The following is a 26855-nucleotide window of genomic DNA, read 5'->3' as shown; positions in this document are numbered from 1 at the left end:
GCATGGAGGGCGTCCATGCACAGGACGGCATCATCGTTCCGCCACCGGTCGCGGGTGACGGAAAACTTGCAGACAACATCGTGCATTTTGCCCGGGTGCTGCGCAAGGCCGGGCTGAAACCCGGACCCGGTGCCGTGATCGACGCGATTGCAGCCGTGGATGCGATCGGCATCGGGTCACGTATCGAATTTCACGCCGCTTTGTCTGCCATCTTCGTCAAGCGGCACGAGGATCAGCCGGTTTTCGATGAAGCCTTTGCCGTCTTCTGGCGCTCGCGGGACCTGATCGGCAAGATGATCGCGCTGATGTCGCCGGTGGCGGCGATCGGCGAGCGGCAGAAGCCAAAGGCCGGTGGCGCACGCGTGAGCGACGCGTTGTTTGCCGAAAAGAACCGGCAGGCACCGCCGCGGGACGAACCGGATGTCGAGATCGATGCCCGGCTCACGGTTTCCGGTCAGGATGTGTTTCGCCGGCTCGATTTCGGCCAGATGACGGCGGCCGAACTTGCCGAGGCACGGCGCGCCATTGAGCGGCTTGTCATGCCCGATGATGCGGTGAAGACCCGCCGTTACCGCCCGTCCAACCGGGGCCGCATGTTTGATGCTCGCGCCACCATGCGGCAGTCCTTGCGCTCCGGTGGCGATTTGATGCTGCCGCGCTTCCGCACGCATCGGGAGCGGCCACCGCCGCTGGTGGTGCTGGCCGATATCTCCGGCTCGATGAGCCAATACACCCGGATCTTCCTGCATTTCCTGCATGTGCTGACCGAGAGGCGGCGGCGGGTGCATACCTTCCTGTTCGGCACCCGGCTCACCAATGTTACCCGGCAACTGCGCAACCGCGACCCGGATGAAGCCATCGCGCAATGCAGTGCTGCCGTTGCCGACTGGTCTGGCGGCACGCGGATCGGAGAGACGCTTCGTCTGTTCAACCGTCAATGGGGACGGCGCGTGCTGGGGCAGGGCGCAATCGTGCTTCTGATCACCGACGGCCTGGAGCGGGATGACGTAAATCTGCTGGCTATGGAGACGGACCGGCTGCACCGGTCCTGCCGGCGCCTCGTCTGGCTCAACCCGCTCCTGCGTTTTGCCGGCTTCGAGGCGCGGGCGCGTGGCGTGCGGGCCATGCTGCCGCATGTTGACGAACTGCGGTCGGTGCACAATCTGAATGCGCTCGGCGATCTCGTGAAATCGCTGTCCGCGCCGCTGGACCGGGATTGCGATCCGCGCCGCCTGATGAATTCCGGAGGGATGAGGCCATGACCCAGGATATGCTCACGCGTGATCCGCTGGTAATTGCGGAGGACTGGCAGGCCGAGGGGCGGGCGGTCGCCATCGCCACTGTCGTCGAGACCTGGGGCTCGGCCCCGCGTCCGGTCGGCAGTCATCTGGTGATCGACGCAGAGGGGAATTTCGAAGGCTCGGTGTCGGGTGGCTGTGTAGAGGGTTCGGTCATTACGGAGGCACTTGAAGTGCTGGAAAACGGCAGCCCACGCATGCTGGAATTCGGCGTTGCCGACGAGACGGCCTGGCGTGTTGGCCTCTCCTGTGGCGGCCGTATTCGCGTCTATGTCGAAAGGCTGGGCTGATGGAGGTCTCGCTTCTCCAGGCGCTTAACGCCGCGCGGCGCGCCCGCCGGGCAGCAGTGGTCGTCACAGATCTTGCGGGTGGTCCGAGCCGGCTCGTTGTCGAAGGCGATTCCGTCGATGGGCCACTTTCCGATGAGATCGGGCAGCGCCTGCGGTCCGGAAAATCGGGTCTCGTCACGGTCGATGACCAGTCCTGGTTTCTCAATGTGCACCTGCCGCCCGCCCGGATCGTTGTGATCGGTGCCGTGCATATCAGCCAGGCGCTGGCATCCATGGCCACCTTGGCCGGCTTCGCCGTTCGCATCGTCGATCCGCGCACGGCCTTTGCCACGCCCGAGCGTTTTGAGGGCATCGATCTCGTTCCCGAATGGCCGCAGGATGCCTTGGCCCGGCAACCGCTCGACCGTTTCACGGCGCTGGTCGCGGTGACCCATGATCCCAAGATCGACGATCCCGGCATCATCGCGGCGCTCAAGGCCGGGTGTTTCTATATTGGCGCGCTCGGCAGCCGGAAAACCCATGCCAAGCGCCTCGAACGTCTGGCGGCTGAAGGGTTTGGCACAGAAGAGACCGGTCGCATTTCGGCTCCCATCGGCCTCGATATCGGGGCCGCCACGCCGGCGGAAATTGCGGTCGCAACGCTTGCGGACATCATTCAGGCGCTGCGCCGCCGGCCGCTTTTTGCGCACGCGGAGCCTCTAGCATGAGTTTCGGTCCGCTGCCGCTCGACGAGGCGGAAGGCGCCATCCTCGCCCATTCGTTGCCGCTCAACACCGGTCGATTGCCCAAAGGGAGCCGGCTGACGGCAGCGGATATCTCCCGGCTGCGCGCCGAGGGTGTCGAACAGGTGATCGTGCGCAAGCTTCACGAGGGAGACCGGACGGAAGACGAGGCGGCGGAGTTGCTTGCATCGTCCATTCGCAGTTCACGTCTCGACCGGGGCCCGGCCGCCACAGGCCGCGTCAACTTCTACGCGTCCGCCAACGGCCTTTTCGTTGCCGACAAGGCGGTGGTGGACCGCTTCAATCGGGTTGATCCCGCGATCACGCTTGCATGTCTGGCGGATCGCAGTGACGTGCGCAGCGGCGATCTCGTGGCAACGATCAAGATCATTCCGCTGGCTGTGTCTGCCACCAGCCTCAATGCGGCGATCTCTGTGCTTGAAGCGGGCGACGCCTTTTGTGTTCGCTCCTACCGGCCATATGCCGTGCATCTGGTCGCGACCGAATTGCCCTCCCTCAAGCGCTCCGTCATGGACAAGACGGCCAGGGTGCTTGAGGCGCGTCTTGACCGCTCGGGGAGCAAGCTCGCAGGCGAGCGGCGGGTCCGCCATGAGGCTGAGGCGGTGGCCGATGCGTTGAGGGCAAGCCTTGTTGGTGCCGCGGCCGATCCTGGCGCTTTTCCATCACTTCTCGTGGTCTTTGGTGCCTCTGCCGTCTGCGATGCCGAGGATGTCATCCCCAAGGCGATCATGCTTGCCGGCGGAACCGTCGAGCGGGTCGGCCTGCCCGTCGATCCCGGCAATCTGCTGGTGCTCGGCCATATCGGCGACGTGCCCGTGATCGGAGCGCCGGGGTGTGCGCGCTCGCCGAAGGACAATGGCTTCGACTGGGTCCTGAACCGCATCCTGGCCGGCGTTCCCCCGTCGGCAGACGAGATGGCCGGGTGGGGCGTGGGAGGTCTGTTGATGGAAATTCCAAGCCGGCCTCTGCCGCGTCTCGCCGCGAATACCGGAGCCGGTCCGGCGGGTCACGCGCCCGATCTCGGCATCGTCGTGCTGGCCGCCGGCCGGGCCAGCCGCATGGGCGAGGGCGGGCCACACAAGCTTCTGGCCGAGTTCGAAGGCGAGGCCCTGGTGCGCCGCGTGGTTCGGCAGGCGGTCGAGGCGGATTGCGGCCCCGTCTTCGTGGTCACTGGTCACCGCTCCGCCGATATTACGAAGGCCTTGTCAGGGCTTGATGTCGAACCCATTGAAAACCCGGCCTATGCGACCGGCATGGCAAGTTCCCTGCGTGCCGGCCTGACCGCCGCTGAGGCGGTCGGCTTGCCCGCGATCATGGTGCTGCTCGCCGATATGCCCGGTGTTACGACCGGTGATATCCAGCTGATGGCAAAAATCTTGCGCAGGATGGAAACCCCGGCGATCATCCGTGCTGTGGCCGATGGCCAGCGCGGCAATCCCGTGATCTTGCCGGCCCATACCTTCGAGGCGTTGAAGGCGCTCGAGGGGGACATCGGCGCGCGGGCAGTGATCGAGAGTTCCGGTCTTCCGGTCATCGATGTCGAGATCGGCGCTGCCGCTCGGCTCGACGTCGATACGCCGGAAGCCGTCGTTGCAGCGGGTGGCACCTTGAGGGACTGACGATGGACAATGCCGCGATTGAAGAGATGTTCGAGGCCGTAGGCCCGGTCAGCATCCGCCGCATGTTCGGCGGAAAGGGAATTTACCACCACGGCATCATCTTCGCGCTCGAACTCTATGACGAGATCATGCTGAAGGGGGACGCCGAGAGCGGACCTCTCCTGGAGGCGGCCGGGGCCAAGCGGTGGGTCTATGAGGGCAAGGGTGGCAAGCCCGTCGCCATGCCCTATTGGACCGTGCCGGACGAGGCCTATGACGATCCGGAGCTGATGGCGAAATGGGCGCGGCTCGCCTTCGAAGCGGCCGTCCGGATCACGAGTGCCGATCAGCGCAAGTAGGCAAGAACGGCGCGGGTGAAGACCGACAGGGGCTGGGGCAGATCATCCAGCTCGAACCAGCCGATCTCCGACAGCTTGTCGGGCTCGGTCAGTTGCGGTTCGCCCTGAGTTTCGGTCGCCTTGTAGAGCAGCGACACCCAGTGCTGGCCATCGGCCGCGATAATCTGCTCGGTCACGCCGAGATAGGTGATCGGGCCAATCGTCAGGCCTGTCTCTTCCTCAGCCTCACGGCGGGCCGCCTCTGCCGCCGGTTCCATATGGTCGACCTTGCCACCGACGATGTTCCAGTGGCCGGCTTCCGGCGCCTTCATGCGCCTGCACAAAAGCAACTTGCCATCCCGAAGGATGGCAAGACCGACACCGAGGCCGGGAAAATCAATGCCGGGCAGACCCATGACCAATCAGGCCTTGGCTGCAGCCACGATCAGCATGAAGGCGGGGATGTCATCACCGAAGCCGACGGGCGTCGGGCCGTCGTCGTGGTCGTGATAGCGGTTACGGCGGCGATCGCGGTTGTCGTCGTTCGCGGGTGCCTGGCTGCTGCGATTGTTGCGCGGATTGTTGCTATGGCGCTTGTCGCCGCGACGATCGTCTCCGCGACGGTCGTTTGCCACCGGCTCGGCCTTCATCGGTTCTGCCACCTTGACCGCTTCAACCTTCACTGCTGCTTCCACCACTTCTTCCTCTACCGGTTTGGTATACTCGCTGCGCGTATCCGATTTGTGACCACCGCGCCGCTCACGACCCTTGTCGCGGCCACGTTTTCCACGGCTTTCGTCATGGCTCTCGGCCGGGGCCGGAAGCGCGGAGATGTCGCCGTCGTGCCATTCGATCTTCTGACCGATCAGCTTTTCGATGGCGTCGAGGAATTTGGTGTCGCTGCGCGTCACCAGGGTGAAGGCGGCGCCCGAACGACCGGCGCGACCGGTGCGGCCGATGCGGTGGACATAATCCTCCGCATGGATCGGAACGTCGAAATTGAAGACGTGGCTGACGTCGGGGATGTCGAGACCGCGGGCGGCGACGTCGGAGGCGACCAGAAGCGTGATCTGGTTGTCCTTGAAGCCGGCCAGCATGTTGGTGCGCGAGCGCTGGTCCATGTCGCCATGCAGGGCGCCGACGGAGAAGCCGTGGCGTTCCAGCGAACGGAACAGGTCGGCGACATCTTTCTTGCGGTTGCAGAAGATGATGCCGTTTTTCAGTTCGCTCTGGGTGCCGATCAGTTCGCGCAGCTTGGCGCGCTTCTCGTAGTCCTTGTTGTGGCAGGCGACGAGACGCTGCGTCACGGTGAGCGCGGTCGAAGACGGCTTGGCCACTTCGATGCGTTCCGGGTTCTGCAGGAAGCGGTCGGCCAGTTTCTGGATTTCCGGCGGCATGGTGGCCGAGAAGAACAAGGTCTGGCGGGTGAACGGGATCATCTTGGCGATGCGTTCGATATCCGGGATGAAGCCCATGTCGAGCATGCGGTCGGCTTCGTCGATGACGAGGATTTCGACGCCGGTCATCAAGAGCTTGCCGCGCTCGCAATGATCGAGCAGGCGGCCGGGGGTGCAGATCAGCACGTCCGCGCCACGCTCCAGCTTTCGGTTCTGCTCCTCGAAGGAGACGCCACCAATCAGGAGCGCCACGTTGAGCTTGTGGTTCTTGCCGTATTTTTCGAAGTTTTCAGCGACCTGGGCTGCCAATTCGCGCGTCGGCTCAAGGATCAGCGTGCGCGGCATGCGGGCGCGGGCGCGGCCATTCTCGAGCAAGGTCAGCATGGGAAGAACGAAGGATGCAGTCTTGCCGGTGCCCGTCTGTGCGATGCCGCAGATATCCCGCCGCTGCAGGGCCGGCGGGATGGCGCCAGCCTGAATCGGGGTCGGAATCGTGTAGCCGGCGTCGGTGACGGCTGAAAGGACTTTCTGGCTCAGGCCAAGGTCAGCAAAAGTTGTCAAAGGGAAGTAGTTTCCGTTCCTGTTCTCGCGAACATCCATGAGTCGCCCTTGATGCGGGCTCGAATGGTTGCGGCGAATAGTGGGAAACGGCCCGAAAGTCAAGGAAACAGGCGGATTTAACCCTACAAAGGCTTAAAGCGCATGTTTAATTCGTTCGCGTCGTCCAAAGGATCTGGATACCGGCGAGCCCGATCGCGGTGCCGGCGAGGCGGTTGACCCGGCGGACCACGGCCGGAATGCGCATCAGGGAGCGGGCGCGCCCGGCAATCCAGACATGGCCGCCGACCACCACGATCTCGACCAGAACGATGACCGAAGCCAGTGCCAGATAGTCGTGCGCGCCGAAGGTGGCGCCGACGAAACCCGGCAGGAGAGCCAGATAAAACAAGGGCATCTTCGGATTGCCGAGGTTGAGCGCGATGGCCGTCAGGAAGGTGGTCGACAGGCCCCGGCGGTCGACTTCACGCGTCGTTTCCGGGATCACCGGCGTCACGGTCCAGAGACGATAGGCGACATAGATCAGGTAGGCGGCACCCGCATAGCGCAGGATCACCATGAACAGCCCCATCTCCTGGGCGATCAGGGAAAGGCCGAAGGCTGCCAGTGCAAGATAGATGAGGATGCCGGCCAGCGTCCCGGCGCCATACGCAAATCCAAAGGCAGGACCGTGGGAGAGCGTGCGGGCGACGATGGTCATGTTATCAGGGCCGGGGCTCGCGGCGAAGACGAAGAAGGCGAGCGCGAAGGCCAAAAGCGAAGCGGCATCCATCGGGATTCTCCTTTGCCCGATGAAGCTGAACGCAAAAGGCGTTCGGGTCAATTGATCAGAGGCGTCAGTTTCATGCCGGCATTGAGAAATTGCATCGGGTCGACCGCGTCGCCGTTGCGCCGGATTTCATAGTGGAGATGCGGCCCGGTGGAGCGTCCTGTCGAGCCGGAAAGGCCGACGACGTCACCGGTTGCAACTTCGTCGCCGACCTTGACCAGAACGCGCGACATGTGGCCGTAGCGGGTGGATATGCCGAGGCCATGATCGACCTCAACCATGTTGCCGTAGCCACCGGAAAAACCTGCGGCCACGACCTTGCCGGCACCCGTGGTCCGGATCTCGGTGCCGGTCGGGGCACGAAAATCGATGCCTGCATGCATCGCGAGGCCACCGAAGAAGGGATCCGGCCGATTGCCGAAGCGGCTGGTGATGTCGCGGCCCGGAGCGGGGTTGGCAAAGGGCAGGCGGCGCGCTGTGTCGCGCACGGATTCCAGCCGTGTCAGGGCGGCATCCAGCTGGTTCAGCGAGGCGTTGAAGTCCTTTTCCGATCGCGGGGCGAGATAAGGTCCGCCGACGGCATCCTGCGTTTCCAGCGCCGCCTGTTCTTCAACCGGCACGCCTTGGCGCTTCAGGATGCCGGCGATTTCGTCGGCAGTGGCGGAGGCGCCGCTGGCAAGCTGGTCGATCCGTTCCAGTTGCTCGGCCTCGATCTCCTTGAGCGAAAGCGTCATGTGCGAAAACAGCCGATCGGCGCGATCGGCGACATTCTCCTGCGTCATCGGCACATAGCCGAGCGCAAGGCTGGACGATGTCGATGTTTCCTTTCGCTCGCCCTTGCCGAGCAAAGCTGCGAATGCCGGCGCATCTGCACCAATCAGCGATGCTTCGTCTCCCCCTGTTTTCGGCTTGTCTGCCGGTACCGGCCCGTCGCCAGGAAGTGTCGTTTCACCCGCCCCCTGCAGCAGTGCCCCTATGCGACCGTGGCGGGATGTCAGTGCCATCTGCTGTTCCAGCAGTTTTTCGACCTTGTCCTCCACCACCTGCTGGTCGAGCAGTTGCCTTGACGTGACACGGTCAACCTGGGCACGGAGCGCCGCGATCCGGTCTTCGTATTCGTGTTGCATGCGTGCCTGGCGCGCCATGGTGGCGCCGATCAGGTTGTCGCGCAGGACGAGATATGTGGTGGCGCCGAGGTAGCCGAGAGCGAGCGTGCCGAGAAAACAGACGGCGAGGAGGGTCATCCAGGGACGGATCGTCATGTGGCGAATGCGGTCGCCGCTGGCCAGAATGACGACGTGCTGCAGCTTACGTTTCCCGAAAACCTGGTTGTTCGATCCCGTCGCCACGCCTGTTTCCCTTCTCCTGCGACCCTTGCGCCGTTCTGGGCAAATGGCTGCATGACCGCGAGTCGTCTTATTTGGACTCGCTGAAACGATTACGCATTATTAGGGTTAACAAACATTCAATGGTGGGCGGGGCGTGCCTGCTTCAGGAGTTGTTTTTGGAGGAAAGCACCCTGTAGAAGGATGGCGTCAGCCCTGCTTCCGCGCGGGCCACATCGTTGAACGGCGCCTTCAACTGGCCACGAAAATTCGCCCGCACCAGATCCTGGAATGTTGCTGCCGGATCGCGCTTTGCGCGGGCGCAGAGGAAGCGGAACCACTTGGCACCGACGGCGACATGACCTTTCTCGTCTTCATAGATGATCCGCAGCACTTCTGCGCTTTCGAGATCGCCGGTCTGACGCATCTTGTCCTGTAAGGCGGGGGTCACGTCGAGGCCGCGTGCCTCCAGGATGAGCGGCACCACCGCCAGGCGGGCGGTGAGATCGTTGCGGGTCGAATGCGCCGCCTGCCACAATCCATCATGGGCCGGCATGTCACCGTAATCCGCGCCCAGCGTCCGCAGGCGGTCACGCACCAGCCGGAAATGTTTGGCCTCTTCATAGGCGACCTTCATCCAGCCGTCGAAGAACGAGTGCGGCACCGGTTCGCTGGCAAACCGCGCGACGATGTCCAGCGCCAGATCGACGGCATTCAGTTCGATATGCGCGAGTGCGTGGAGGAGTGCGATGCGCCCCGGCAGGGTGTGCAGGGAGCGCTTTTCCACCGCCTTGGGCGGCACCAGTTCCGGCTTTTCCGGTCGGCCAGGCCGATCGGGCATGGCAGGGTCGAGCGGCGATCGCAAGGACAGGCGCCGTTCCTGCCAGCGGATCGCTGCGGTTTGCGCAAGCGCCGTCTTCTCGTCGAGGTCGGCGCTCAGGATTGCGAGCGTCGCTGCCCCGCGCAGCGAGTGGAAAGGGGTGGCCGGCGGGGTCAGCGTATCGGACATCAGAGAGCCTGGGTCGCCTTCAGAACGGCCTCGGCATGGCCGGGCACCTTCACCTTGCGCCAGACCTCGGCAATCTTGCCCGATCCGTCGATCAGAAAGGTCGTGCGTTCAACGCCCATATACGTCTTGCCGTACATGCTCTTCTCCTTCCAGACGCCATAGGCCTCCAGAGCCGCATGGCTTTCGTCGGCGGCGAGCAGGACGGAGAGATTGTGTTTGGCGGCGAACTTGTCGTGGCTCTTCACCGAATCGGGCGAGACCCCCACCACCGTTGCGCCAATGGCCGCGAAATCCGGCGAAAGATTCGTGAAGTCAACGGCTTCGACGGTGCAGCCGCTGGTGTCGTCTTTCGGATAGAAATAGAGGACCAGCGGTTTGCCGGCGAATTGCTGGAGCGACACGGTGGCGCCACCACTGGCGGGCAGGGTGAAGTCGGGGGCTTTGTCCCCGGCAGTCAATTCCGTCATGGGATAACCTTTCTTTTGCCTGTTTTGTGGGTGATTGTCGGCGCACTCGATATATAGTCCGCTCCGAAGTCGTCCAGAGCGACTTGATAGCGGCATCGATCGACGGAGACAATCACCAGGACATGTCAGAGATCCGGGGCGAAAAGCTACGGTTTCGCAAGCGGGACATCGTGCCGCTGCATGCCCTCCCGTCCGCGCAGGTCGAGGATCCCCTTATCGTGCATACACCGCCGCCGCGCCGGTCGGTCCTGCGCCGGGTCCTGCGCGTGCTCGGCGGCCTGTCCGCTCTGTGGCTTGTGGTGCTGATGGGGGTCTACGCGGTGGTCGAGAGCGGAACGCTCGACCAGGCGCTTGCCCGTCGTGCCCAGGCGGTCCTCGCGGATGCTGTTGCACCGCATTTCCACGCCGAGGTCGGTTCCACCGAAGTGCGATTTTCCGCCAATATGGAGCTGACGGTCGAGGCGCATGATGTCACCCTGACCGAAGCCGATCTCGGACGCCAGGTTGCGCTCACGAAATCGGTCAAGTTCATCGTCGAGCCGCTGGCGCTGCTCGGCGGCCGTTTTTCGGTGCGCGAGGTGGTGAGCGACGGCATCAGCCTGGACGCCAGGCTGTTGCCGAAGCGAGAGCCGCTCGACCTGAACAAGGTGCGGATCGATTCGATGCCGGCCTTCCTCTCAGGCGCTTTTGACGAACTGGATCGGATCCAGGCCTTCTTTGCTCGTGGGGGGCTCGACCGGATGCGGATCGGCGGGCTGGAAGTGTCTGCCACCAGTGCCAGCGGCCGGCCGCTCACGCTTGCCATCGACGACATTGCCATGGAGCGCGGCGAGGACGATTCTCTGTCGATCTTCGGGGCGATTTCCGTCAACGGGCAGCAGACCGAGCTTACCGCGCTTACCAACAATGTCGAAGGACGGGCGCAGTCGCTGACGATGCGGGTCGCAGACTTCCGGTTGACCCCGTTCATGCTCCGTCGTTCGATGAATGGGGACCCGAGACAGGGCATCGACGGCTCGGCGGAACTGCTGTTGTCGGCAAAACGCGGGGGTGGCAGTGTGCCCCGCGCACTGTCGTTTGGCGTCAACATGCAGGGCGCCACCTTCTATTCCGATGGCCAGCCACAAGAGATCACCAACGCCAACCTCAACTTCGCCTACGACTTTGCCAAGGACACCGTCGAGATTGCCGACTCGAACGCCCAGCTCGACAAGACGATCCTGCCGATTTCGGGTGGACTGATCGATCTCGACCGGTTGCCTGAGGGCCCCGAATTCGGCAAGGGTTTCGGGATCGACCTTCTGGTTTCCAATGGACGCGCCGATGTCCCCGATGCCGGCGAGACGCCTTTTCCATTTTCGCTCAAGGGGTATGGTCGTTATCTGGTGGACGACAACATGCTGCAGCTCGACACGCTTGATGCGTCGACGCCGAACGGCAATCTTGACGGCAAGCTGCAGATCCGCTTCGGCGGCACCGGACCCGAAATTCGCTTCAATGCCGCCGTGGAGAACCTCAAGACGTCCGCGCTGAAGCAGCTCTGGCCCTATTGGATCGCCTCGAAACCCCGTCGCTGGGTTCTGCAAAACATCTTCGGCGGTGTCATTCCGCGTGGCACCATCGACGTGTTCATTCCGCAAAACCGCTTGTCGCTCGAGCCGCAAGCCGTGCGGCTCAATGTCGATGAACTGCGCATCGGGTTCGATATCGAGGATGCGCGCATGAACCTGACCGGCGAGATTCCGCCCCTGCGCGATGTCTATGGCCGGTTCGACATGGTCGGCGAACGGGCAGAGGTGAAGATCAAGTCGGCGGGATCCTATTTCCCGTCTGGACGTGTCGTGAAGCTCGATGGTGGCAGCCTCGTGCTGGCCAATGTCTATGACAAGCCGCTGATGGCCGATCTCGTCGTCGATGTCAGCGGGGCTGCAGACGCCATCGCCGAACTTGTCTCCGTCAAGCCGATCCAGGCGATGCAGCGAACCGAATTTTCGCCCGCTGATCTCTCAGGTCCGGTGACCGGCCACGCCGAAGCACGGTTCGGCCTGATCGATGACCAGTCGCCGCCGCCTCCGGAATGGACCGCAGCCGTCGTCCTTGATGGTGTCGATATCAAGAAGCCGTTCGACGGCCGCAACGTCACCGATGTCTCGGGATTGCTGGTGGTCGATCCGGAAGCGGCGCGCCTGGAGGGGACCGCAAAGGTCGAGGATGTCCCCATGGATATCCGTGTCACCGAACCGGTGCGCAAGGGGCCGGATGCCGTCGCACGGGAACGGGTGATCAGTGCCAAACTCGATGATGCCGCGCGCAACAAGCTGGTGCCTGGACTGAGCGGTATTCTCGACGGACCCGTCTCGGTCGAAATGACCTGGCTCGGAGATCGCAAGCAAGGGGTGTCGGTCGATCTTCGCTCGGCAACGCTGACCGTGCCGTGGCTTGGCTGGACGAAGGGGCAGGGGATTGGGGCCACTGCGAAATTCGATCTGACCAGCGACAATAACAACCAGTCGTTGATCGAGAATTTTGTTCTGGCGGGCGACGGGTTCGGCGCCAGCGGCGATCTTCAGATCAACCGCGACGGATTGCTGGCGGCGAATTTGTCCAAGGTCCGATTGGCGCCAGACGACAATGTTGCTTTGACCGTGCGCAACACGAAGGGCGTCTATTCCGTCAAAGCGAGCGGTAGCGCCTTTGATGCCCGTTCCCTCATCTCGAAGTTGAAGCAGCCGGAAGGCGGCGACGGTGGGGGGAGTGATGACGGCAACCGTTCAGGACCGTCCGTTCGCATCGAGGGAAAGATCGACCGCGTGGTCGGTTTTGGCAATGAAGCGCTGTCCGGCGTGTCGATCATCTATTCGGGCAGCAAGGGGCGCGTCAATGCGGTCGACTTCTCCGGCGTGACCGGCAGCGGCCAGGCGGTTGTTGCCAAGCTGCGCGCCCCCGAGGGCGCGCGCGAACTCGCCTTTACCAGCAGCGATCTTGGGGCTGTCGTGCGGTTCCTCGACGTCTACAATCGCCTGAGCGGGGGCCTCGCCAACCTGCGCCTGACGGAAATCCGCAGCGGCTCCTGGAGCGGCAACATCGATGTCCGCAATGTCCAGGTCAACAACGAGGAGCGGCTGCAGTCGATCGTCTCGACGCCTGCCGGGGCCGACGGACGCAGCCTCAACAGTGCCGTCCGCAAGGACATCGATGTGAGTTCGGCCAGCTTCCAGCGCGCCTTTGCCCGCATCTCGGTGGTCGATGGCACGCTGAGCGTGGAGAACGGCATCGTGCGCGGCGAGCAGATCGGGGCCACCTTCCAGGGCATCGTGCGCGATCGTTCCGGGCAGATCGACCTCACGGGCACCTTCATGCCGGCCTATGGGCTCAATCGCCTGTTTGGCGAACTGCCGGTCATCGGCGCGCTTCTCGGCAATGGCCGGGATCGCGGACTGCTTGGCATCACCTTCAAGCTGACCGGGGCGAGTGCCAAGCCGAACCTCGTGATCAATCCGCTGTCGATCATCGCCCCCGGCGTCTTCCGCCAGATCTTTGAATTCCGCTGATCTCCGCCCGGTTGGCTCAATCCCGTTCCAGCATGATAACTGGCAGCTCCAGTTGGCGCGCGGCGACGAGCTTGGCGTAACCAGCCGGTCCGCCTGAATTGCGGCAGACCAGATGGGTTACGCCATGGGCGGTGAACAGGTCGACCTCACGTGCCGGATCGCTCGCCGGCTTGCCCAGCACGAGACTGTAGTCGTTGATGGCGAACGCCACCTCCGGTGGGTCGACCATGCGGATCACGAAGCGGCAGTCCTCGCGGATCGAGAAGGCATCGAGATATTGCCGACCGAGCGCGAGAAAGACGGTTGCGCCTGGGGGCAGGGCGCGTGCCGCCGCTTCAAGCGACCTTACCGGCTGCCAGCGATCGCCCGGCTGTTTGCGCCAGCGGGGGCGCACACTCTGTTCGAGCGGCACACCTGTCATCGCGGTTGCCTTGATGGCGTTCTCGCTGATCCTTCGAGCAAAGGGGTGCGTGGCGTCAATGATCCGGTCATAGCCGTTTTCGCGGATGTGGTTCGCCAGTCCTTCCGCCCCGCCGAAGCCGCCGATGCGGACCTCGCCGACCGGGAGGATCGGATCGAGGGTGCGTCCGGCGAGTGAGGTGGTCACCGCATGCCCAGCCTCCACCAACTGGCTTGCAAGCGCACGCGCCTCGGCCGTGCCGCCGAGGATCAGGATCTTCTGCGGCCTGTCGCTGCCGGGCTGCGGATCGGTCGTGCCGTCACCTTGCATGGGCAATGATGATTCCGCTGCGGTCGATGACGATCACGTCGACCTCGACCGGCGCATCCCTGAGAACGGACAGGGCCGTGCGGCGAGCGCCTTCGGCGATATCTGAGGCGATGTCGATGCCAAGTTCGTTCATGATTCCAAGTACCTCCATTGCTGTGTTGGCATTTTGAATCCGCTCACGCATAGTTTGAGTCAGGTTTTCCGCGCAAGGCAATGAAAGAAAATGGAGATTGTCGATCTGACTGCGGCCGGAATGGAGGTCGAGCGCGCCCTGGGCGAGTTTGGCCATCTTGGCAAAACCGCCGGCGATAGTCAGGCGTGAAACCGGGTGAGCGCGCAGATATTTGAGCAACCCTCCGGCGAAATCGCCCATGTCGAGCAGCGCGCCATCCGGCAGGTGGTAGAACGCCTGAGCTGCCTTTTCCGAGGTCGATCCGGTCGCGCCGAGCACGTGCGTGAGGCCTTCAGCGCGGGCAACATCGATGCCGCGATGGATGGAGTGGATCCAGGCGGCGCAGGAAAACGGATGCACGACACCGGTCGTGCCGAGGATGGAAATGCCGCCGAGGATTCCGAGGCGGGGGTTCCAGGTGTCCTTGGCCAGCATATCTCCACCGGGGACCGAGATGGTGACTTCCACATCGGCCGCGATGCCATGTGCCTCGGCCAGCCGTTCGACTTCAGCCGCCATCATGGCGCGCGGCACCGGATTGATCGCGGCTTGACCGACCGGGATCGGCAGGCCGGCCTTGGTCACTGTGCCAACACCGTCGCCGGCCACAAAGCGGATGCCGTTTCCGGGAGCGAGCCGTCGCACGCTCGCGATTACGGTGGCACCATGGGTCACATCCGGATCATCGCCGGCATCCTTGACGATGCCCGCAAAGGCAGCGCCGCCATCGAAACCTTCGGTCGCCAGCGCGAAAGCCGGCGTTTCGCCGCGCGGCAGGGTGATCGTGACGGGGTCGGGAAAAGCGCCGGTCAGCAGGGCAGAGAACGCGGCCTTGGTCGCGGCCGTGGCGCAGGCACCCGTCGTCCAGCCGGTGCGCAAGGCGCTGCCTTCGGGCTTTTCCACCCGTTCGCCGTCCGGCCGTTCCTGCTGATGATCCGTGCTGCTCATGGTTTGCTTATAGGCGAGTGCCACGCGGTGCGGAAGGCTGAGGCGGTGGTGAGGCTGCGGAAAGCCGCCAAGCCACAATTGCAATTTGAAGGCCCGGAGCCTAGACCATGGGTATGAGTGACACGACGCGTCTTGCCCTGCCCATGTGCCTGCCGGCGATCGAGCCCGGCCATGTGTGGCTTGCGGGCGCCGGACCGGGCGATCCCGGACTTCTGACGCTGCTGGCCGCCAAGGGGCTGGCGGAGGCCGACGTCATCGTGCACGACGCCCTCGTCAATGAGGAATGCTTGAAGCTCGCGCGCACGGGTGCGATCCTTGAATATGCGGGAAAGCGCGGCGGCAAGCCGTCTGCCAAGCAGCGCGACATCTCGCTCCGTCTCGTTGAACTCGCCAAGGCCGGGCATCGGGTTCTGCGGCTGAAAGGTGGAGATCCCTTCGTCTTCGGCCGTGGTGGTGAAGAAGCCCTGACCCTGATCGAGCATGGCGTGCCGTTCCGCATCGTGCCCGGTATCACTTCCGGGATCGGTGGTCTCGCCTATGCCGGCATTCCCGTCACCCACCGCGAAGTCAACCACGCCGTTACCTTCCTCACCGGCCATGATTCCTCCGGTGTCGTGCCAGACCGGATCGACTGGGACGCGATTGGGCGTGGTTCGCCTGTTATCGTCATGTATATGGCGATGAAACATATGGGCCAGATTGCCGCCAACCTGATCGCTGCCGGCCGTCGGCCTGACGAACCTGTCGCGTTTGTCTGCAATGCGGCGACTGCCGATCAGACCGTTTTGGAGACCACGCTCGGCCGCGCCGAGGCGGACATGATCTCGGCCGGCATCGAACCGCCGGCCATCGTCGTGATCGGCGAGGTTGTCCGTCTGCGGCCTTCGCTCGATTGGCTCGGTGCTCTGTCTGGCCGAAAGCTTCTGCCCGACCCCTTCGCCGTGGATCGGAAAGACACGGCATGAGCGGGCTTCTGATCGCGGCCCCGTCCTCCGGTTCCGGCAAGACGGTGGTGACGCTCGGGCTGATGCGGGCGCTGTCGCGCCGCGGCGTCGTCGTCTCGCCGGGCAAGGCCGGACCCGATTATATCGATCCCGCCTTTCATGCAGCCGCCTCGGGCCGGACCTGTTTCAATTTCGATCCCTGGGCGATGCGAGCGGCCTTGCTGCGCGCCCAGGCCGCCCGGTCCTCTGACGAAGGCCTGCTGGTCATCGAGGCGATGATGGGGCTCTTCGATGGCGCCGCAGATGGCACCGGGAGCGCCGCCGATCTCGCCGCCCTTCTGGCACTTCCCGTCATCCTCGTGATCGATTGTGCACGAATGTCACAATCGGTCGCCGCCATCGCCACCGGCTTTGCCTGCTTCCGCCCAGATGTCCGGGTTGCGGGTGTGATCCTCAACAAGGTCGGCAGCGTGAGGCATGAAGGCATGCTGCGCGCTGCCTTGGCGGATACCGGCCTTCCGGTGCTGGGCGTGTTGCGCTCGAACCCCGATCTGCATCTTCCGGAGCGGCATCTCGGTCTCGTCCAGGCCAGCGAACACGCCGGTCTTGAAACATTTATCGAGGCTGCTGCGACGGCTGTGGAGGAAGGCTGTGACCTCGCCGCGTTGATGGCGCTTGCGAAAGGGTCAACTGGGTCTGCACCTCCTCCTGAAACGGCAACCGTCCCGCCACTCGCCCAACACATCGCCGTTGCCCGCGATATCGCCTTCGCCTTTTCCTATCCCCACCTGCTCGACGGTTGGCGGCGGCAGGGCGCAGAGATCTCCTTCTTCTCGCCAATCGCCGATGAGGCCCCCTCGACAGACGCGGGCGCGGTCTATCTGCCGGGTGGCTATCCGGAGCTGCATGCCGGCCGGATTGCGGGCGCGCTCACCTTCAAGGCCGGCATGAGCGAGGCGGCCACGCGTGGGGCGCGCGTCTATGGCGAGTGCGGCGGCTATATGGTTCTGGGGGACGGCCTTATCGATGCCGATGGCCAGGGCCATGCCATGCTGGGCCTGTTGCCGCTGACGACCAGCTATGCGCAGCGCTCGCGCCATCTCGGCTATCGCCGGCTCCGCTCGCTGGTACCAGAGATGTTTGCCGGTGCTTTCTCCGCCCATGAATTCCACTATTCGACCGTGATCTCGGAAGGCGATGCCGAACGCCTGTTCGAGGCTGAGGATGCGACGGGCCAGGCTCTTGGTGCGGTCGGCTTGGTCAGGGGCCGTGTCTGCGGGTCCTACATGCATCTGATCGACCGGATCGGAGAAGCCGCATGAGCGCGCCGATCCAGCATGGTGGCGGTCTGGCGGCTGCGGCGGACCTCTATGGCGGCCGGATCGAAGACTGGCTCGACCTGTCGACCGGCATCAATCCATGCCCGCCGCCGCTGCCCGAGATCTCCCCGCGCGCCTTCCACCGCTTGCCGGATCGGGAGCTAGAGCAGGCCGCGCGCCTCGCCGCCCGCCACTATTACCGCTCCGGCGAACGGTTGCCGCTGCCGGTCCCCGGCACCCAGTCCGTCATCCAGCTTCTTCCACGCCTTGTGCGCCCCGGCGCGCGTGTCGCCATTCTCTGGCCGACCTATGGGGAATATGCCCGCGTCTTCGAGCAGGCCGGTATGGCCGTCGATCGCATCGCCGATCTCGATTCCGTCACGCCAACCCATGGCCTCGTCATCGTCGTCAACCCGAACAATCCCGACGGGCGGGCCTATCCGCCGGAACGGCTCGCCCGACTGGCCCAGGATCTCGCCCGCGATGGCCGCTATATCGTCGTCGACGAAGCCTTCGGGGATGCGCTGCCGGAGCTCAGTGTGGCGGCTGCCACGCAGCGGAACCTCATCGTCTTTCGCTCCTTCGGCAAATTCTTCGGCCTTGCCGGCATCCGGCTCGGCTTTGTCATCGCCGACGATGATCTTGTCGCGCAAATTGCCGACTGGCTCGGTCCCTGGGCCGTATCAGGGCCGGCTCTTGCTCTGGCTGCCCATTTCCTCGGCTCCGATGTCGCGCCGATTCGAGCCGGCATCGCGGAACGGTGCGCTTCTCTCCATCGCGTCTTGCGCGGTACGGGCCTCGTCGTCCGTGGCGATGCCGGGCTTCTGACACTTGTCGAACATGCCAGGGCAGGGGAACTGCACACCCATCTCTGCCGTCACCACATTCTGACCCGCAAGTTCGATTACCGACCGGACTGGCTGCGCTTCGGATTGGCGGCCGATGAAGCGGGTGATCGCCGGCTTGCCGAAGCGCTTGCGATATGGACTAAGTCCGGCGCATGATCCATCTGCTTTTCCTCCTTGCCGCCCTCATTCTCGATCGTCTCGTCGGAGATCCGCCCTGGTTGTGGCAGCGGTTCCCGCATCCGGTCGTGGTTTTCGGCAAGGGCATTGATTTTTTCGAGACGCGGCTGAACCGGCCAACCTTTACCGCCATCGGCCGGCGCCTCAATGGTGTCGTGAGCATCCTCGTGCTTCTGGCGCTTGCCGCACTTGGCGGGGCGGCCCTTTCGCATCTGGCCCCGGCACTCGGTCTGTTTGGCGCTGTCTGTGAGATCGTCGTCGTCGCCGTCTTTCTTGCGCAAAAAAGCCTCGGCGATCATGTGCTTGCCGTGGCCGATGGTTTACGCATCGGCGGTCTGTCAGGTGGGCGCCAGGCGGTGGCGATGATCGTCGGGCGCGACCCGAACACGCTGGATACATCCGGCGTCTGCCGTGCGGCCATCGAAAGCCTGTCGGAGAATTTTGCCGATGGGGTCGTGGCGCCGGTCTTCTGGTATGCGGTCGCGGGCTTGCCGGGACTTCTCGCCTACAAGATGCTCAACACTGCCGATTCGATGATCGGGCACAAGAATGATCGATTCGTCGATTTCGGTTGGGCCTCGGCCCGGCTCGATGATCTCGCCAACTGGCCGGCTGCACGGCTTTCGGCGGGCCTGATCGCGCTTGCCGCATCGATCAGGCTCGGTGCTTCGGCGGGCCGGTGCTCGTTCTCGGCGGCATTGCGTGACAGCGGCCTGCATCGCTCGCCGAATTCCGGCTGGCCGGAAGCGGCCATGGCCGGTGCCCTCGATCTTCAGCTTGCCGGTCCGCGCATCTATGGCGGCGTGCGGGTGAGCGAGCCGATGATGCATGCCGGCGGGCGAAACGATGCCACGCTTGTCGATATCCATAGGGGAGTCTCCGTCTTCTATGCGGCCGGCAGCCTTCTGACCGCGTTGATCGGGCTTCTGGCGCTGCTCTCCTACGGCTGATCTCGTCATCGGTGCTGGTTCCGCCTCTGCTGACCCTTTTTGGGCAACCGGCTTCGTCGGATTTCCTTTTGGACGCCGGGATCTACACTGCTGCTGGGCAAAGGGGTGCCCTGGCGGGGGAAGGCATGCGCGCGATTGCGGCGTTGGGAGCATTGATCATTGCGGCTTCACTGCCGGTCATGGCTGAAGCGCGTTCTCTGGTCGCCAAAGTCAGCATTTCCGCGCAGACGATGACGGTGTCTGAAAACGGGATCGTTCTCTATCGCTGGAAGGTGTCGACCGGGCGTTCAGGTTATTCGACGCCGACCGGTTCCTGGCGTGCCAAGTGGGCCTCGCTTCATCATCGCTCGCGCAAGTATGACAATGCGCCGATGCCATATGCGGTGTTTTTTAACGGGGGCTATGCGGTGCACGCCACGTATGACGTCAAACACCTCGGGCGACCGGCATCGCATGGCTGCGTGCGGCTTCATCCGGACAATGCCGCGCAGTTTTACACGCTTGCGCGGCGGAATGGCCTCGGCAATACCCGGATCCTGATTTCCCGTTGAGCGGCTTGCGACGGCTCAGTCGATTCCGGCTGCGTCGCGCAGGCGGTCGATCTTCGGAACGATCACGTGACGATTGTTCTCGATGACGATGATTCCGTCCTTGCGAAGTTTGGTCATCTGACGGCTTACCGTCTCGATCGTCAGGCCGAGGAAGTCGGCGATATCGGCGCGCGAGAGCGGCAGGTCAAACGTTTGCGTCTTGCCGGTTTCGGGATCGATATGCGTTGCGATCAGATAGAGGAAGCTCGCCACCTTTTCCTGTGCGGTCTTGCGGCCCAGCGTCAGCATCCAGTCGCGGGCCTCATCCAGCTCCTTCAGGGACTGGTTGTGCAGCTTGCGCTCCATATCCGGCACTTCGCCGACCATGCGGTCGATGACATTGCGCGGAAATGTGCAGATCTCGGTATCGGTTGCGGCTTCCGCCGTGATCGTGCTTTCGCCGAGGAAGGGGCGGCCGAGAAAATCGGGGGCAAATTGCAGGCCGACGATCTGCTGACGGCCGTCCGCCATCATTTTCGACAGCTTGATCACGCCCTTGAGAATGTTGCTGTAGCTGCCGACGGTTTCGCCCTGTCCGATCACCTCGTTGCCAGCTTCGATGCGGCGGCGAATGGAGTGCCGATTGAGTTCGCCCAACTGGCTCGCTGTCAGAACCGAGCAAAGTCCGCCATGACGCGCCTCGCAAGAGCGACAGACGGCCGGCGCTTCGCATTCCGGCAGGTGCTTCAGGTAAGTGTCCATTGTGTCATGCCGCCCCGTCGTGCCCGTCGGTGGTTTTGCACCAGCCAACGGCGACCCATATGGCCGTTTCGGCCTCTGAGTTTCTCAAAAACTCTACTCAAGAAATGTATCAGCAAATTGATCGAAGTCAAAGGCTGCCGTGTCGCAGGCCTCTATCTTTGGTCGCAGATCGAGATCGTTTCGAGGCATCCACCGTCATGCAGAATTCACTCCTTGCCAGATATTCCGGGGCCGTGCCGCGCTACACGAGTTATCCCACCGCACCGCATTTCCACGAGGGCATCAATCCGGGTGTGTATGCCGACTGGCTGGGGTCGATCACCGGTGACCAGCGGCTCTCTCTCTACCTGCACATCCCCTATTGCGATCGTCTCTGCTGGTTCTGTGCCTGCCATACCAAGCACACATTGAAATATGAGCCGATTACGATCTACCTGGAATCGTTGAAGAAAGAAATTGCCGCTGTCGGCGGCCTGGTGTCGCAGGACGCCTTGGTCAGCGCGGTGCATTTCGGCGGTGGATCGCCGACCATGCTGCGGCCCGAGGATCTCATCGGACTGATGGCGGCGCTGCGCGAAGCCTTCCATTTTGCCGAAGACGTCGAGATCAGCGTCGAGATGGATCCGAACGATCTCGATGAGCCGCGCTACGATGCGCTGGCCGCGATCGGGATGACGCGGGCCAGCCTCGGCGTTCAGGACTTCCACCCAGAGGTGCAGCGCGCCATCAACCGGATCCAGACCTTCGACCACACGAAATCGGTGGTGGATGCAGTCAGGGCGCGTGGTGTGCATTCGGTCAATTGCGATATCCTTTACGGCCTTCCGCACCAGACCGAAGAGACCCTTGCTGAAACAGTGCGCGACATTCTCTCGCTCGCCCCCGATCGCATCGCGCTTTTCGGCTATGCCCATGTGCCGTGGATGAAGAAGCATCAGACGATGATCAGGCAAGAGGTGCTGCCGGGCATTGAGGCGCGGTTTGCCCAGATGAACCTTGCGGCCCGCATGCTGGTTGAGGCCGGCTACGAACCTGTCGGCATCGACCATTTCGCCCGGCCGACCGACAGCATGGCGGTGGCGCAGCGGGAAGGGCGCCTGCGCCGCAATTTCCAGGGTTATACCGACGATACGGCCGAGGCCCTGATCGGGCTTGGTGCATCCTCGATTGGGCAGTTGCCGCAGGGCTATGTGCAGAACATGCCGGCAACCGGAGAATACCAGCGCATGGCCGACAATGGCGGCCTGGCTGTGGTGCGTGGGGTTGCCGTCACCGACGACGACCGGATGCGCCGTCGGGTGATCGAGGAGATCATGTGCCGCTTTGAGCTCTCCTTCGATGCCCTGCGCCAGGAATTCGGCACGGCTGTCGAGGAGATCGTCAGGGAGGCCCGTGCGTTCGCCCAGTCGAACCAGGACGACATCTGTCGTCTGGACGGTGATCGCTTCGTCGTCACGGAGGCCGGACGGCCATTCGCGCGCACGATTGCCGCCGTCTTCGACAGCTACCTCTCGAACGGCAAGGGGCGCCATTCCATTGCTGTTTAGGCAACACCTCAGGGGCAAATGTCGCGGTCGCGAAAAACGACCATTGGCATTTCCCTGTGTTTTCCCTATGTGGAACACAGAATTTGAGACATATGAGGTACTGGCGTGACCGCTACATTCGACAAAGTTGCAGACATCATCGCAGACACCAGCGAAATCGATCGCGAGACGATTACGCCTGAGAGCCACACGATTGATGACCTCGGCATCGACAGCCTCGATTTCCTCGACATCGTTTTCGCGATCGACAAGGAATTCGGCATCAAGATCCCGCTCGAGCAGTGGACGCAGGAAGTCAACGAAGGCAAGGTCTCGACCGAGGAATACTTCGTCCTGAAGAACCTCTGTGCCAAGATCGACGAGCTGAAGGCCGCCAAGGGCTGATCCGTCTCCAGAAGGGCGGATGTCTTCATGCTGCTTGAATATTTCCAGATGATTGACAAGGTCGAGAGCGTGGATCTCGGCCTTGGTCGTTTGAAGGCCCAGTCGGTCGTGCCGATGGAAAGCCCCGTTTTCGAGGGCCATTTCCCCGGCATGCCGCTTGTGCCCGGCGTTCTCCTGATCGAGACCATGGCGCAGGCCTCGGGCATGCTGTTGCTCGCGGTCAAGGATTTTTCCGCCATGCCCTTCCTGATGTCGGTCGATGGCGCCAAGATGCGCACTTTCGTCGAACCGGGCGCCGTCCTCGATATCGAGGCGGAGCTTGAGCATGACGGGTCGGGATTTGCCGTCACCAAGGCGAAGATCACCAGTGCCGGCAAGAAGGTCTGCGACGCCCAGCTGAAGCTGCGCACCGTGCCCTTTTCCGAGGTGCCGCTCGCGCCGATCGTGCGCAAACGTGCCGAGGAAGTCGGCCTGATCGCCGCCATGGCTGCCCAGGGCTAAAGGCCTCACAGCTGCGCTTTGGCGCAATCGCCTCTTGACCTTGGGGCCTTATTCGGGAAAACCCGCTTTTTAACGTCGGCCCTCATGCCGGCGAGAGGATTGCATATGGTCAAACAGCCGAATGATGTGGTGATCACCGGGATTGGCATTGTTACCTGCCATGGAACGGGCAAAGAGCCGCATATCGCCCTTCTGTCGTCTCCCAAAGCGCCCGAACCGGTGCTGGAGACGGAGAAGTTCAAGCCCTACGTCGTGCACCGCCTGCCTGAGATCGACTGGTCGGCCCAGATCGGGCGCAAGGACCAGCGACAGATGGAAAACTGGCAGCGCCTCGGCGTGTTCGCTGCGGGCCTCGCGCTCGACGATGCCGGCATGAAGGACGATGTCGAGGCCTGTGGCTCGATGGACCTGATCGTGGCGGCAGGCGGCGGCGAGCGTGACATTGCCGTCGACAGCCTGATCGTGGACGAGGCGCTGAAGCGCAATGACCGCGAACGGCTGCTGATCGAGAAGCTGACGACCGAACTTCGCCCGACACTTTTCCTCGCGCAGCTCTCCAATCTGCTCGCCGGCAACATCTCCATCGTGCACAAGGTGACGGGTTCGTCGCGCACCTTCATGGGTGAAGAATCCTCCGGTATTTCCGCCATCGAAACCGCCTTTGCCCGCATCAAGGCCGGCCAGTCGACCCATACGCTGGTCGGCGGAGCCTTCATTGCCGAGCGCGCCGACATCCTGCTCTTGGTCGAGGGTATCCGGGCCCACCAGACGGGGCCCTGGCAGCCGCTCTGGTCGCGTGATGGTGAGAACGGTGGCGGCATGATCCTGGGCACGGTCGGTGCCTTCCTGGTGCTCGAATCCCGTGAACATGCCGAAGCACGTGGCGCGCATGTCTATGCCGTCCTCGATGCCGTCGAAGGCGATCGCGGCAATCGCGACGAGGGCAAGCTTGAGAGCCGCCTTAATCGCATTGTGCCCGAGGCGTCGGCGCTTTCTGCAGACGATACGATCATCTTCTCCGGTGCGTCGGGCCTTGCCGAACTGACGCAACGTGAGAAGGCTTCCCTTGCGGAACGCTTCCCCGGCATGCCGGTGCGCGGCTTTGCCGGCTCGATCGGCCATTCGCTCGAAGCGCAGTTCCCGGCAGGTCTTGCGCTCGCAGCGCTTGCCATCGATTCCGGTGCGGTCGTGCCCGCCTTCGATGCCGCCCATGAGACCGCGCAAGCCACCGCCGCCCGGCATGCCATCGTGACGACCGTCGGTTACGTGCGGGGCGAAGGCCTCGCCGTGCTCTCGGCCGATGCGTGAAGAGGATCGATCGATGACTGACACCCGCTTCAAGGATCATCTCGGCCGCCCGATCGTCGCCGTCACCGGCATGGGCGTGATCACCTCGCTCGGCCAGGGGCTTGCAGACAACTGGGCGAAGCTCACATCAGGCCAGTCCGGTATCCATTACATCAAGCGCTTCGAGACCGAGGGCATGTCGACCCGGATCGGCGGCACGGTCGATTTCATCGCTGTGCCGGCCAATAATGCGGTCGAGCGTTCCTATGCGCTGGCGCGTGAAACCACCATCGAAGCGCTGGCTCAGGCCGGCCTCAATGGTGACTTCAATGGCCCGCTCTTCCTTGCCGCTCCGCCGGTGGAGCCGGAATGGCATGACCGCTTTGCGCTCGCCGAGCGCGCGCCACCGTCAACCGAACCGGGCGACGCGTATGTGCGCTTCCTCGCCGCGATGCGCGAAAAGCCGGATCCGGTCTTCCTCGAAGCCGTACAGTTCGGGTCGATCTCAGAGCGGCTGGCCGACAAGTTCGGCACGCGCGGCCTGCCGGTGACGCTGTCGACGGCCTGTGCCTCCGGTGCGACCGCCATCCAGCTCGGCGTCGAAGCGATCCGCCAGGGCCGCACTAACAGGGCACTGACCGTTGCCACCGATGGTTCGATCAGCCCGGAATCGGTGATCCGCTTCTCGCTGCTCTCGGCGCTGTCGACCCAGAACGATCCGCCGGAAAAGGCCTCGAAGCCATTCAGCAAGGAACGCGACGGTTTCGTCATTGCGGAAGGGGCGGCAACGCTCGTGCTGGAATCCCTGGAAGCGGCTGTCGCCCGTGGCGCCAAAGTGCTCGGTGTGATCAAGGGCTGCGGCGAAAAGGCCGACTATTTCCACCGCACCCGCTCGTCTCCGGACGGCGGGCCGGCGATTGCCACGATCAAGGCGGCACTGGCCGATGCGGGTCTGTCGGAAGATGCCATCGGCTATATCAACGCCCACGGCACCTCGACGCCGGAGAATGACAAGATGGAATATGGCGCGATGCTGTCGGTTTTCGGTGACCGGCTGAAGGACGGCATTCCCGCCTCATCGAACAAGTCGATGATCGGCCATACGCTGACGGCGGCCGGTGCCGTCGAGGCCGTCTTCTCCATCCAGACCATGCTGACCGGCACGTTGCCGCCGACGATCAACTACGCCAATGCCGATCCGTCGATCGTGCTCGACGTGGTGCCGAATGTGAAGAGGGAGGCCTCGGTTTCGGCCGTTCTCTCCAATTCCTTCGGTTTCGGCGGCCAGAATGCCAGCCTTGTCATGACGCGGGATCCGGCGTAATCCGCCCCGCATTCACCTTTTAGACCTGAACTGACGCCCGATGGGCGGGGATCCACCACATGCGCGCATTGCAACTCGTCGAAGACCGCAAGCTTGAAATCGTCGACCTGCCGGAGCCGGACGCTCCGGGTCCCGGCGAAGTGACGCTGCGCGTCAAGGCGGTGGCGCTCAACCACATCGACGTCTGGGGCTGGCGCGGCATGGCCTTTGCCAAGCGCAAGATGCCGCTCGTCATCGGGGCCGAAGCCTCTGGCGTTGTCGAGGCGATCGGGCCGGGCGTTGGCAATATCCTGCCGGGGCAGCTTGCCGCGATCTATGGCGCCCGCACCTGCGGTCTCTGCAAGCCCTGCCGCGAAGGGCGCGACAATCTCTGCGAAAACGTCTCAGGCGTGCACGGCTTCCATCTCGACGGCTTTGCCCAGGAAAAGATCAATCTGCCGGCCCGCCTGCTCGTTCCGGCCCCTCCGGGCGTCGACGCGATCGGTGCAGCCCTCGCTCCGGTCACCTTCGGCACCGTCGAGCATATGCTGTTCGACAACGCCAAGCTCGAGCCGGGTGAAACCATCCTCATCCATGCCGGCGGTTCCGGTATCGGTACGGCGGCCATCCAGCTTGCCAAGAAGATCGGCTGCACCGTGATCACCACCGTCGGCTCCGACGACAAGATCGAACCGGCCAAGGCGCTCGGTGCCGATCACGTCATCAACTATCGCACTGACCGCTTCGAAGGTGTCGTGCGCAAGATCACCAAGAAGAAGGGCGTCGACGTCGTCTTCGAACATGTCGGCAAGGACACCTTTGCCGCCTCCATGTTCTCGTTGAAACGCGGTGGGCGTCTGGTGACATGCGGTTCGACCTCGGGCGTGTCGACCGAGGTCAATCTGATGATGCTGTTCCAGCAGCAGCTGAAATTGCTCGGCTCCTTCGGCTGCCGCATGGAAAACATGGCTGACGCCATGCAGAAGATGGCGCGCGGTCTTGTGCATCCTGTCATCGACACGCAGGTCTCCTTCGACGATATCGACAAGGCGCTTTCCCGGATGGAAGGCCGCCAGGTGTTCGGCAAGATCATCCTGAAGATGGATTGAT

The 26855-nt window shown here is 63.3% G+C and carries 26 protein-coding genes; 17 read left to right on the top strand and 9 right to left on the bottom strand.

From position 1 onward, the window contains the following. Positions 1-2 precede the first annotated feature (2 nt). Genes DMY87_RS07005 through DMY87_RS06985 form a run of 5 tightly spaced genes read left to right on the top strand, consistent with a single transcriptional unit; the run spans position 3 to position 4288 of the window. The gene (locus DMY87_RS07005) at positions 3-1262 is read left to right on the top strand and encodes a vWA domain-containing protein (protein WP_110790587.1); all 1260 of its coding nucleotides are present in this window, start codon (positions 3-5) and stop codon (positions 1260-1262) included. Further along, on the top strand, positions 1259-1588 hold the full coding sequence (locus DMY87_RS07000) for an XdhC family protein (RefSeq protein WP_110790586.1): 330 nt from the start codon (positions 1259-1261) through the stop codon (positions 1586-1588). Before DMY87_RS07005 ends, DMY87_RS07000 begins: the two co-directional genes overlap by 4 nt. Beyond that, positions 1588-2295 (top strand): XdhC family protein, encoded by a 708-nt coding sequence (locus tag DMY87_RS06995; protein ID WP_110790585.1) that lies wholly within the window; start codon positions 1588-1590, stop codon positions 2293-2295. The genes DMY87_RS07000 and DMY87_RS06995 overlap by 1 nt, the downstream gene beginning before the upstream one ends. Next, a complete protein-coding gene (locus DMY87_RS06990) occupies positions 2292-3950 on the top strand; it encodes an NTP transferase domain-containing protein (protein WP_110790584.1) in 1659 nt (552 codons plus the stop codon). Before DMY87_RS06995 ends, DMY87_RS06990 begins: the two co-directional genes overlap by 4 nt. Before the next feature lie 2 nt (positions 3951-3952). Then, positions 3953-4288 (top strand): TfoX/Sxy family protein, encoded by a 336-nt coding sequence (locus tag DMY87_RS06985; protein WP_110790583.1) that lies wholly within the window; start codon positions 3953-3955, stop codon positions 4286-4288. Here DMY87_RS06985 and DMY87_RS06980 read toward each other — a convergent pair. The 6 genes from DMY87_RS06980 to bcp form a co-directional block, all read right to left on the bottom strand. Continuing rightward, positions 4276-4683 carry an NUDIX domain-containing protein gene (locus DMY87_RS06980; protein WP_110790582.1) on the bottom strand — a complete coding sequence of 136 codons (408 nt, stop codon included), beginning with the start codon at positions 4681-4683 and terminating at the stop codon, positions 4276-4278. The genes DMY87_RS06985 and DMY87_RS06980 overlap by 13 nt on opposite strands. Before the next feature lie 6 nt (positions 4684-4689). Next, positions 4690-6225, bottom strand: coding sequence for a DEAD/DEAH box helicase (locus tag DMY87_RS06975; protein WP_110790581.1), 1536 nt, complete (start codon positions 6223-6225; stop codon positions 4690-4692). 145 nt (positions 6226-6370) lie between these two features. Further along, entirely contained in the window at positions 6371-6994 is a 624-nt protein-coding gene (locus DMY87_RS06970; protein ID WP_110790580.1) for a LysE family translocator, read from the bottom strand. Between the two features lie 47 nt (positions 6995-7041). After that, complete coding sequence (locus DMY87_RS06965; RefSeq protein WP_110790579.1) at positions 7042-8340, bottom strand: M23 family metallopeptidase; 1299 nt, start codon at positions 8338-8340, stop codon at positions 7042-7044. A 142-nt stretch (positions 8341-8482) separates the two neighbouring features. Then, the gene (locus tag DMY87_RS06960; protein WP_110790578.1) at positions 8483-9325 is read right to left on the bottom strand and encodes a ferritin-like domain-containing protein; all 843 of its coding nucleotides are present in this window, start codon (positions 9323-9325) and stop codon (positions 8483-8485) included. Beyond that, positions 9325-9792, bottom strand: coding sequence for a thioredoxin-dependent thiol peroxidase (gene bcp, locus DMY87_RS06955; RefSeq protein WP_110790577.1), 468 nt, complete (start codon positions 9790-9792; stop codon positions 9325-9327). Before bcp ends, DMY87_RS06960 begins: the two co-directional genes overlap by 1 nt. Before the next feature lie 122 nt (positions 9793-9914). Between bcp and DMY87_RS06950 the strand changes: the two genes are divergently transcribed. Further along, a complete protein-coding gene (locus tag DMY87_RS06950) occupies positions 9915-13343 on the top strand; it encodes a hypothetical protein (RefSeq protein WP_110790576.1) in 3429 nt (1142 codons plus the stop codon). 16 nt (positions 13344-13359) lie between these two features. Here the strand turns inward: DMY87_RS06950 and DMY87_RS06945 are convergent, their stop codons facing one another. Together DMY87_RS06945 and DMY87_RS06940 are read right to left on the bottom strand one after the other, a co-directional pair. After that, complete coding sequence (locus DMY87_RS06945) at positions 13360-14073, bottom strand: cobalt-precorrin-6A reductase (protein WP_110790575.1); 714 nt, start codon at positions 14071-14073, stop codon at positions 13360-13362. Then, positions 14063-15193, bottom strand: coding sequence for a cobalt-precorrin-5B (C(1))-methyltransferase (locus DMY87_RS06940; protein WP_110790989.1), 1131 nt, complete (start codon positions 15191-15193; stop codon positions 14063-14065). The genes DMY87_RS06945 and DMY87_RS06940 overlap by 11 nt, the downstream gene beginning before the upstream one ends. Before the next feature lie 107 nt (positions 15194-15300). Here DMY87_RS06940 and cobA point away from each other — a divergent pair, with 107 nt between their 5' ends. The 5 genes from cobA to DMY87_RS06915 all read left to right on the top strand — a co-directional run bounded on the left by cobA (position 15301) and on the right by DMY87_RS06915 (position 19982). Further along, positions 15301-16158 (top strand): uroporphyrinogen-III C-methyltransferase, encoded by an 858-nt coding sequence (gene cobA / locus DMY87_RS06935; RefSeq protein ID WP_205908151.1) that lies wholly within the window; start codon positions 15301-15303, stop codon positions 16156-16158. After that, positions 16155-17459 carry a cobyrinic acid a,c-diamide synthase CobB gene (locus tag DMY87_RS06930; RefSeq protein WP_110790574.1) on the top strand — a complete coding sequence of 435 codons (1305 nt, stop codon included), beginning with the start codon at positions 16155-16157 and terminating at the stop codon, positions 17457-17459. The genes cobA and DMY87_RS06930 overlap by 4 nt, the downstream gene beginning before the upstream one ends. Next, positions 17456-18460 carry a threonine-phosphate decarboxylase CobD gene (gene cobD / locus DMY87_RS06925; protein ID WP_110790573.1) on the top strand — a complete coding sequence of 335 codons (1005 nt, stop codon included), beginning with the start codon at positions 17456-17458 and terminating at the stop codon, positions 18458-18460. Before DMY87_RS06930 ends, cobD begins: the two co-directional genes overlap by 4 nt. Continuing rightward, positions 18457-19431 (top strand): adenosylcobinamide-phosphate synthase CbiB, encoded by a 975-nt coding sequence (gene cbiB, locus DMY87_RS06920; protein WP_110790572.1) that lies wholly within the window; start codon positions 18457-18459, stop codon positions 19429-19431. The genes cobD and cbiB overlap by 4 nt, the downstream gene beginning before the upstream one ends. Before the next feature lie 125 nt (positions 19432-19556). Continuing rightward, positions 19557-19982 (top strand): L,D-transpeptidase, encoded by a 426-nt coding sequence (locus DMY87_RS06915; RefSeq protein WP_110790571.1) that lies wholly within the window; start codon positions 19557-19559, stop codon positions 19980-19982. Positions 19983-19997: 15 nt separating this feature from the next. Here DMY87_RS06915 and DMY87_RS06910 read toward each other — a convergent pair whose 3' ends face one another. Further along, positions 19998-20723, bottom strand: a complete 726-nt coding sequence (locus DMY87_RS06910) for a Crp/Fnr family transcriptional regulator (RefSeq protein WP_110790570.1) — start codon at positions 20721-20723, stop codon at positions 19998-20000. A 197-nt stretch (positions 20724-20920) separates the two neighbouring features. On the opposite strand from DMY87_RS06910, the gene hemN reads away from it, so the two are divergent. From hemN to DMY87_RS06880, 6 genes are all read left to right on the top strand, one after another. Continuing rightward, positions 20921-22270, top strand: a complete 1350-nt coding sequence (gene hemN / locus DMY87_RS06905; protein WP_110790569.1) for an oxygen-independent coproporphyrinogen III oxidase — start codon at positions 20921-20923, stop codon at positions 22268-22270. Between the two features lie 105 nt (positions 22271-22375). Beyond that, a complete protein-coding gene (locus DMY87_RS06900; protein ID WP_027675812.1) occupies positions 22376-22654 on the top strand; it encodes an acyl carrier protein in 279 nt (92 codons plus the stop codon). A 27-nt stretch (positions 22655-22681) separates the two neighbouring features. Beyond that, positions 22682-23155 (top strand): 3-hydroxyacyl-ACP dehydratase FabZ family protein, encoded by a 474-nt coding sequence (locus DMY87_RS06895; RefSeq protein WP_110790568.1) that lies wholly within the window; start codon positions 22682-22684, stop codon positions 23153-23155. A 105-nt stretch (positions 23156-23260) separates the two neighbouring features. Beyond that, the gene (locus DMY87_RS06890) at positions 23261-24463 is read left to right on the top strand and encodes a beta-ketoacyl-ACP synthase (protein ID WP_110790567.1); all 1203 of its coding nucleotides are present in this window, start codon (positions 23261-23263) and stop codon (positions 24461-24463) included. A 13-nt stretch (positions 24464-24476) separates the two neighbouring features. After that, a complete protein-coding gene (locus DMY87_RS06885; RefSeq protein ID WP_110790987.1) occupies positions 24477-25766 on the top strand; it encodes a beta-ketoacyl-ACP synthase in 1290 nt (429 codons plus the stop codon). Between the two features lie 59 nt (positions 25767-25825). Then, positions 25826-26854 carry a zinc-binding dehydrogenase gene (locus tag DMY87_RS06880; protein WP_110790566.1) on the top strand — a complete coding sequence of 343 codons (1029 nt, stop codon included), beginning with the start codon at positions 25826-25828 and terminating at the stop codon, positions 26852-26854. The last annotated feature ends 1 nt before the right edge of the window (position 26855 follow it).

Source organism: Peteryoungia wuzhouensis, from assembly GCF_003205195.1.
In the GTDB taxonomy this organism is placed as follows: domain Bacteria; phylum Pseudomonadota; class Alphaproteobacteria; order Rhizobiales; family Rhizobiaceae; genus Allorhizobium; species Allorhizobium wuzhouense.
Note: the sequence above shows the minus strand (reverse complement) of the source record. Positions and strands in the feature narration are given on the sequence as shown.

What these genes read in the sequence shown, in the direction of transcription:
- cobD (WP_110790573.1), top strand. Translation starts at nt 17,456, where the DNA reads ATGAGCGCGCCGATCCAGCATGGTGGCGGTCTGGCGGCTGCGGCGGAC.
- DMY87_RS06880 (WP_110790566.1), top strand. Translation starts at nt 25,826, where the DNA reads ATGCGCGCATTGCAACTCGTCGAAGACCGCAAGCTTGAAATCGTCGAC.
- DMY87_RS06895 (WP_110790568.1), top strand. Translation starts at nt 22,682, where the DNA reads ATGCTGCTTGAATATTTCCAGATGATTGACAAGGTCGAGAGCGTGGAT.
- DMY87_RS06890 (WP_110790567.1), top strand. Translation starts at nt 23,261, where the DNA reads ATGGTCAAACAGCCGAATGATGTGGTGATCACCGGGATTGGCATTGTT.
- DMY87_RS06960 (WP_110790578.1), bottom strand. Translation starts at nt 9,325, where the DNA reads ATGTCCGATACGCTGACCCCGCCGGCCACCCCTTTCCACTCGCTGCGC.
- DMY87_RS06970 (WP_110790580.1), bottom strand. Translation starts at nt 6,994, where the DNA reads ATGGATGCCGCTTCGCTTTTGGCCTTCGCGCTCGCCTTCTTCGTCTTC.
- DMY87_RS06950 (WP_110790576.1), top strand. Translation starts at nt 9,915, where the DNA reads ATGTCAGAGATCCGGGGCGAAAAGCTACGGTTTCGCAAGCGGGACATC.
- cbiB (WP_110790572.1), top strand. Translation starts at nt 18,457, where the DNA reads ATGATCCATCTGCTTTTCCTCCTTGCCGCCCTCATTCTCGATCGTCTC.
- bcp (WP_110790577.1), bottom strand. Translation starts at nt 9,792, where the DNA reads ATGACGGAATTGACTGCCGGGGACAAAGCCCCCGACTTCACCCTGCCC.
- DMY87_RS06930 (WP_110790574.1), top strand. Translation starts at nt 16,155, where the DNA reads ATGAGCGGGCTTCTGATCGCGGCCCCGTCCTCCGGTTCCGGCAAGACG.
- DMY87_RS06885 (WP_110790987.1), top strand. Translation starts at nt 24,477, where the DNA reads ATGACTGACACCCGCTTCAAGGATCATCTCGGCCGCCCGATCGTCGCC.
- DMY87_RS06940 (WP_110790989.1), bottom strand. Translation starts at nt 15,193, where the DNA reads ATGAGCAGCACGGATCATCAGCAGGAACGGCCGGACGGCGAACGGGTG.
- DMY87_RS06995 (WP_110790585.1), top strand. Translation starts at nt 1,588, where the DNA reads ATGGAGGTCTCGCTTCTCCAGGCGCTTAACGCCGCGCGGCGCGCCCGC.
- DMY87_RS06990 (WP_110790584.1), top strand. Translation starts at nt 2,292, where the DNA reads ATGAGTTTCGGTCCGCTGCCGCTCGACGAGGCGGAAGGCGCCATCCTC.
- DMY87_RS06945 (WP_110790575.1), bottom strand. Translation starts at nt 14,073, where the DNA reads ATGCAAGGTGACGGCACGACCGATCCGCAGCCCGGCAGCGACAGGCCG.
- DMY87_RS06915 (WP_110790571.1), top strand. Translation starts at nt 19,557, where the DNA reads ATGCGCGCGATTGCGGCGTTGGGAGCATTGATCATTGCGGCTTCACTG.
- DMY87_RS07005 (WP_110790587.1), top strand. Translation starts at nt 3, where the DNA reads ATGGAGGGCGTCCATGCACAGGACGGCATCATCGTTCCGCCACCGGTC.
- DMY87_RS06980 (WP_110790582.1), bottom strand. Translation starts at nt 4,683, where the DNA reads ATGGGTCTGCCCGGCATTGATTTTCCCGGCCTCGGTGTCGGTCTTGCC.
- cobA (WP_205908151.1), top strand. Translation starts at nt 15,301, where the DNA reads ATGGGTATGAGTGACACGACGCGTCTTGCCCTGCCCATGTGCCTGCCG.
- DMY87_RS06985 (WP_110790583.1), top strand. Translation starts at nt 3,953, where the DNA reads ATGGACAATGCCGCGATTGAAGAGATGTTCGAGGCCGTAGGCCCGGTC.
- DMY87_RS07000 (WP_110790586.1), top strand. Translation starts at nt 1,259, where the DNA reads ATGACCCAGGATATGCTCACGCGTGATCCGCTGGTAATTGCGGAGGAC.
- DMY87_RS06910 (WP_110790570.1), bottom strand. Translation starts at nt 20,723, where the DNA reads ATGGACACTTACCTGAAGCACCTGCCGGAATGCGAAGCGCCGGCCGTC.
- hemN (WP_110790569.1), top strand. Translation starts at nt 20,921, where the DNA reads ATGCAGAATTCACTCCTTGCCAGATATTCCGGGGCCGTGCCGCGCTAC.